The following is a 5845-nucleotide window of genomic DNA, read 5'->3' on the forward strand; positions in this document are numbered from 1 at the left end:
GAGGCCTACCGCGCGTTTCGCGCCGGCGAGGGCAAGGTGACGCAGCTGCCGCCCCTTCTGGCGGCACCCCCGGTGAAGACCCGCTATCTCGACAGCGACATCTAGCTCAGCGCCGGAATCACTTCGCGCTCAAAGAGTTCGATACCGGAGCGGTCGTAGGCGGCTTCAGGGAAGTAGCAGATCGCATACGCGCAGCCGAGGTCGCGCAACCGCTGCAGCCGCTCGACGACCTGTTCCGGGGTGCCGGTGGCCGAATCGGGTCCGCTGGTGTTACCGATCATCGAGTCGGCGGCCGACTCGGGCACGTAGCCCACCAGTCGGTCGCGCACACGCCGCACGCGGTCGTGGACGCCGTGCTCGTCGGCGTCGAGGATGGCGTTGACGTTGACCGACCGGACGATGGCGTCGAAATCGGTGCCCAGGTCACGACAATGGCCTGCGAGCACATCGGACTTATGGGCGAAGCCGTCCGGCTCGCCGGTGAAATTGGTGTACTGCGCGTACTTTGCGGCGATACGCAGGGTCTTACGCTCGCCACCACCAGCGATCCACAGCGGAATCCCGTTGTCCTGCAACGGCTTGGGCTCGACGATCGCGCCGTCCACCTGATAGTGCTTGCCCTCGAACGTCACTGTGCCGTCCCGCCAGGCGTCACGCATGATCTGCACGCCTTCGTCGAGACGCCCGAGTCGCTCGCCGGCGGACGGAAAGCCGTACCCGTAGGCGCGCCATTCGTGCTCGTACCAGCCACCGCCGATGCCCATCTGCACACGCCCACCGGAGATGATATCGGTCGTCGCAGCAACTTTGGCGAGGTAGGCCGGATTGCGGTAGCTCATCGCCGTGCACATCTGGCCGAGCTTGATCCGCGACGTGGTAGCCGCGTAGGCCGCCATCAGCGACCACGCCTCGTGAGTTGCCTCGCCAGTGGGCATCGGCACCGTGTGGAAGTGGTCGTACACCCACACCGAGTCCCAGTCGCTGCCGTCGGCGTAGGCGGCCAGATCGCGCATCACCGCCCAGTGCTCGGCGGGGTCGATGCCGACCAGATCCAGTCGCCAACCCTGCGGGATGAAAAATCCGAAGCGCATGACCGCGACTTTAGCGCGGCGACGATGCGGCCCGGAACGGGCCGAGGAGGAGTCGGGCAATGCGATCTAGCGCGACGACGATGCGGCCCGGAACGGGCCGAGGAGGAGTCGGGCAATGCGATCTAGCGCGGGCCGTAGGCTAGCCGAATGGACTTGGCCGGTATCGGGATCTGGAGTAGTCAGCTTCGCTACGGAAATCTTGCCGAATCCGCCGATGCGGCCGCGGAATTAGATGAGCTCGGCTTCCGCGCCCTGTGGATCCCGGACGTCGGCGGGCAGGTGTTCGACGCGGTTGCCAACTTGATGACGGCGACCAAGCAGACCACGATCGCCACCGGGATCTTGAACCTGTGGATGCACACGCCCGCTGACGTCGCCGCGAACTTCGCCACGCTGACGGCCGACCACGGTGACCGCTTACTGCTCGGCATCGGAGTCAGCCATGCGCCGCTAATCGACGCCGGCAACCCCGGCCGATACCGCAAACCGCTGGCCGCGACCGCGTCGTTCCTGGATGAGTTGGATGCGACACCGCAGCCGGTTCCCGTGCAGCGGCGGGTGCTGGCCGCGCTCGGCCCGAAGATGCTGCAGCTGTCCGCACGCCGCAGCGCCGGAGCGCACCCCTACCTGGTCACCCCCGAACACACCGCGACGGCGCGCGGCGTACTGGGCGATGGGCCGCTGCTGCTGCCCGAGCAGACGGTGATTCTCACCGATAGCGCCGACGAGGCGCGCAGCATCGGAACCGATTGGTTGCGTTCGTATGTGGGGCTACCGAACTACGCGAACAACCTGCTTCGCTCGGGGTTCTCGGAAGAGGACCTCAGTCAGGTGAGCGACCGGTTGTTCAACGCGATCATCGCGTGGGGCGACGAGAACGCGATCCTGCGCCGGGTCTCCGAGCATCGGTCCGCGGGCGCCGACCACGTCTGCATCCAAGTGCTGCTGAGCGACCCGCAGGCCTACCCGCGCGAACAGTGGCGCCGCATCGCCGCAGCGCTGACGTAGCCAGTCACGCCCGTCACTTGCCGGGTCGGTGTCCGATGTGCCCACCTCGCAGCGACAATCGTCAAGGTGTCGCCCCGGCGTGCGACAGTGCGGCGATGAAGCTGCTCCGCGGTACCGATCTTCGGTACGTGCTGACTTTCCACCTGGCGAACCAGGGCCCGGCGACCGTCGCTGAGTTGCTCGAAGGCCTTCGCCACCATGGCTTTTGCGTGCGGGGTCGGCCTTCCAAAGCCGTCTCCGACGCCTTGCGCTGGGAGATCGACCACGGTCGCGTGCATCGCCTCAAGCGCGGCCGATACGGCCCAGGCTACATTCCGCGGTCCACCGATCACCGGATCCATCAGCGCGTGCTGGCGCTGCGGTCGGCCGTTGTCGCTGAGAGCCGGGCACAAAGTGCCCTGCTCCCCAAGACTTACGCAAGTGGCTGATGATGCTGGGCCGCACCGGCTTACATTGGACCCATGGCTTCCAAGCACACGTTGTTCCGGATCTTGTACCGCCTCGGGTTCACGCCGTGGGACGGTCATCCGATCGCCGACAATCTGCAGGCCCTGGTCGAAGAACTGCCGGCCGGCAAAGCCCTCGATCTCGGCTGCGGCACCGGAGATTCATCCATTTACCTGGCGCGACATGGCTGGACGGTCATCGGCGTCGACTACGTGCCGGCCGCCCTCGAGAAGGCTCGGGTCAAAGCCTCAGCCACCAAGGCAACAGTCAACTTCGTCAAAGCTGACGTCACCAAGCTGAGCCACGAGGGCGTCGGCTCCAACTTCCAACTGATCGTCGACAACGGCTGCCTGCACAACATGAGCGACGGCGACCGCGACGCGTACGTTCGAGAAGTCAGCGCCGTGGCCGCACCGGACGCGCGGCTGTTGATCGTCGCGTTTCTGCCCCGCGGGCGCTTCGGCGTCCGAGGCGTCCGGCCCGAAGAGATGGAACGGCGATTCGCCTCTGGATGGAAGCTGGTGTCCACGGGAGCCGAGCGGCAACTCGACGAAGCGCAAACGCCGGCGCGCTACTACCTCTACGAACGCAAAAACCCCTGAAACCGTTGATTTTCAGGGGTTTTCGCGTGCCGTGAGCTAGGTCAGCGAGGCCGGCGGCAGGAAGCGGTCGCCGTAGCGGGCGGCCAGCTCGCGAGCCCGCGCGACGAAGGCCTCCTTGCCGATACCGTGCGCACCGGAGTAGCCGACGATGAACTGCGCCGACCCACCGGTGTAGGGCGGGAAGCCGATGCCCATGATCGAGCCGATGTTCGCGTCAGCGGTCGAGGTGAGTACGCCTTCGTCGAGGCACTTCTGGGTTTCCAGCGCCTCGGCGAACAGCATCCGGTCGACCATGTCCTGCAGCGGCAGGTCAGCAGAACCGGACTTGAACGTTTCACGCAGGCCCGGCCACAGCCGGGTGCGCTTGCCGTCGACGTATTCGTAGAACCCGGCGCCCTTCAACCGCGACGGGCGCTCGAGCTCGATCATCTTCTCGACGACCGCCTCGGCCGGATGCGGCTGATAAGAACCACCCGCTTCTTCGACGCCCTTACGACTCGCAGCCGCGATCTTGTGCATCAGCTCCAGGTTGAGCTCGTCGGAGAGCTGCAGCGGCGGCGCCGGGTAGCCGGCCTGCGAACCGGCGTGCTCGATGCTGGCGGGCTCCACGCCCTCGCCCAGCATCGCCAGCGCCTCGTTGACGAAGGTGCCGATGACGCGACTGGTGAAGAAGCCGCGGCTGTCGTTGACCACGATCGGGGTCTTGCCGATGGCCAGCGTGTAGTCGAACACCCGGGCCAGCGCCTCATCAGACGTCTTCTCGCCCTTGATGATTTCGACCAGCGGCATCTTGTCGACCGGGGAGAAGAAGTGGATCCCGATGAAGTCCTCCTGGCGCTTCACACCGGTCGCCAGACCGGTGATCGGCAGCGTCGAGGTATTCGACCCCAGCAGCGCGTTGGGCTCGACGATGTCCTCGATCTCCTGGAACACTTTGTGCTTCAGATCTTGGTTCTCGAAGACGGCCTCGACGACGAAGTCGACGCCTTTCAACGCCTCGGGGTCGGCGGCCGGGGTGATACGGTCCAGCAGCGCCTTGGACTTCTCTTCAGTAGTCTTGCCCCGCGCAAGTGCTTTGGCCTCAAGCTTTTCCGAGTACGCCTTGCCCTTCTGCGCGGCCTCGATGTTGACGTCCTTGAGCACCACCTCGTAGCCGGCTTTGGCTGAGACGTAGGCGATGCCGGCGCCCATCATGCCCGCGCCCAGCACGCCGATCTTGCGGATCTCCTGCTTGGCGATGCCGTCGGGCCGCGACCCGCCGCCGTTGATGTGTGCCAGGTCGAAGAAGAACGCCTGGATCATGTTCTTGGCGGTCTGTCCCGTGACGAGTTGGGTGAAGTAGCGGCTCTCGATGCGGCTGGCGGTGTCGAAGTCCACCTGCGCGCCCTCGACGGCCGCGTCCAGGATGGCCCGCGGCGCAGGCATCGGCGCACCCTTGAGCTGCTTGCGCAGCAGCGCCGGGAACGACGGCAGGATGCCGGCCAGCGCGGGGCTGGACGGGGTGCCGCCGGGCATCTTGTAGCCCTTCACATCCCACGGCTGGGTGTGCGACTCGGGGTTGGCTTTGATCCAAGCCTTTGCGCTCGGCACCAATTCGTCCACGGAGCCGACGATTTCGTCGACCAGCCCGATCTCCTTGGCCTTGTCGGCCTTGAACCGGGTGCCCTGGGACAGGATGTTCATGAACGCGTTCTGGATGCCGAACATCCGCACGGTGCGGGTCACCCCACCGCCACCCGGCAGCAGGCCCAGCGTCACCTCGGGCAGACCAACGACCAGGCCCTTGACGTCCGCAGCGATCCGGTGGTGACACGCCAGGGCGATCTCCAGTCCACCACCGAGCGCGGCGCCGTTGATGGCGGCCACCACCGGCTTGCCGAGGGTCTCCAGCGCACGCAGGTCGCGCTTGACCCCCTCGACGGTGTCGAACGCCTCGCCGGCGTTCTCCGGGCCCAGCTTGATCATGCTCTTGAGGTCGCCGCCGGCGAAGAAGGTCTTCTTCGCACTGGCGATCACCACACCGGTGACCTGATCCTTCTCGGCGACAAGGCGTTTGACAGCGTTGTGCATCGACTCGCCGTAGTGCTCGTTCATCACGTTGGCCGACCCGGTCGGGTCGTCAAGGGTCAACGTGACGATGCCGTCGGCGTCCTTGTCCCAGTGAATCGTGTTCTCTAGCTTGGTCTGAGGCATGGTCTTAAACCCTCTCGATGATAGTGGCGACACCCATGCCGCCGCCGATGCACAGCGTGATCAGCGCGCGACGGGCGTTGCGGCGCTCCAGCTCGTCGACCATGGTGCCGGTGATCATCGCGCCGGTGGCACCCAGCGGGTGGCCCATCGCGATGGCACCGCCGTTGACGTTGAGCTTCTCGTCCGGGATGTGCAGGTCCTTCTGGAACTTGAGCACGACCGAGGCGAAGGCCTCGTTGAGCTCGAACAGGTCGATGTCGTCGACCGTCAGGCCGGCACGGTCGAGCACCTTGCGGGTTGCCGGGGTCGGCCCGGTGAGCATGATGACCGGGTCGGCACCGCTGGTGGCGGTGGCCACGATGCGCGCCCGCGGGCTCAGCCCCTGCGAGCGGCCCGCCTTTTCGCTACCGACCAGCACCAGCGCGGCGCCGTCGACGATGCCCGAGCTGTTACCGCCGGTGTGGACGTGGTTGATCTTCTCGACGAAGTGGTACTTCTGCAGCG

At 66.0% G+C, this 5845-nt stretch carries 5 protein-coding genes and 2 pseudogenes; 4 read left to right on the plus strand and 3 right to left on the minus strand.

The genetic code is table 11. The features are described 5' to 3' along the window. Nucleotides 1–105 (plus strand): annotated as a pseudogene (locus AC2VOU_RS05860) (putative quinol monooxygenase); the annotation flags it as partial. On the opposite strand, the gene AC2VOU_RS05865 reads toward AC2VOU_RS05860, so the two are convergent. Further along, nucleotides 102–1091 carry an LLM class F420-dependent oxidoreductase gene (locus AC2VOU_RS05865; protein WP_486956522.1) on the minus strand — a complete coding sequence of 330 codons (990 nt, stop codon included), beginning with the start codon at nucleotides 1089–1091 and terminating at the stop codon, nucleotides 102–104. The pseudogene AC2VOU_RS05860 and the gene AC2VOU_RS05865 overlap by 4 nt on opposite strands. Nucleotides 1092–1238: 147 nt before the next feature. Between AC2VOU_RS05865 and AC2VOU_RS05870 the strand changes: the two genes are divergently transcribed. From AC2VOU_RS05870 to AC2VOU_RS05880, 3 genes are all read left to right on the plus strand, one after another. Continuing rightward, on the plus strand, nucleotides 1239–2099 hold the full coding sequence (locus tag AC2VOU_RS05870) for an LLM class F420-dependent oxidoreductase (RefSeq protein WP_486956523.1): 861 nt from the start codon (nucleotides 1239–1241) through the stop codon (nucleotides 2097–2099). Nucleotides 2100–2194: 95 nt separating this feature from the next. Further along, a complete protein-coding gene (locus AC2VOU_RS05875) occupies nucleotides 2195–2527 on the plus strand; it encodes a hypothetical protein (RefSeq protein WP_486956524.1) in 333 nt (110 codons plus the stop codon). 33 nt (nucleotides 2528–2560) lie between these two features. Continuing rightward, nucleotides 2561–3148, plus strand: a complete 588-nt coding sequence (locus tag AC2VOU_RS05880; RefSeq protein WP_486956525.1) for a class I SAM-dependent methyltransferase — start codon at nucleotides 2561–2563, stop codon at nucleotides 3146–3148. A gap of 36 nt (nucleotides 3149–3184) precedes the next feature. Here the strand turns inward: AC2VOU_RS05880 and AC2VOU_RS05885 are convergent, their stop codons facing one another. Together AC2VOU_RS05885 and AC2VOU_RS05890 are read right to left on the minus strand one after the other, a co-directional pair. Beyond that, nucleotides 3185–5341 carry a 3-hydroxyacyl-CoA dehydrogenase NAD-binding domain-containing protein gene (locus AC2VOU_RS05885; RefSeq protein WP_486956526.1) on the minus strand — a complete coding sequence of 719 codons (2157 nt, stop codon included), beginning with the start codon at nucleotides 5339–5341 and terminating at the stop codon, nucleotides 3185–3187. A gap of 4 nt (nucleotides 5342–5345) precedes the next feature. Continuing rightward, nucleotides 5346–5845: pseudogene (locus tag AC2VOU_RS05890) on the minus strand (acetyl-CoA C-acyltransferase); the annotation flags it as partial.

The sequence above is a fragment of the Mycobacterium sp. TH-M25 genome (genome assembly GCF_057473665.1).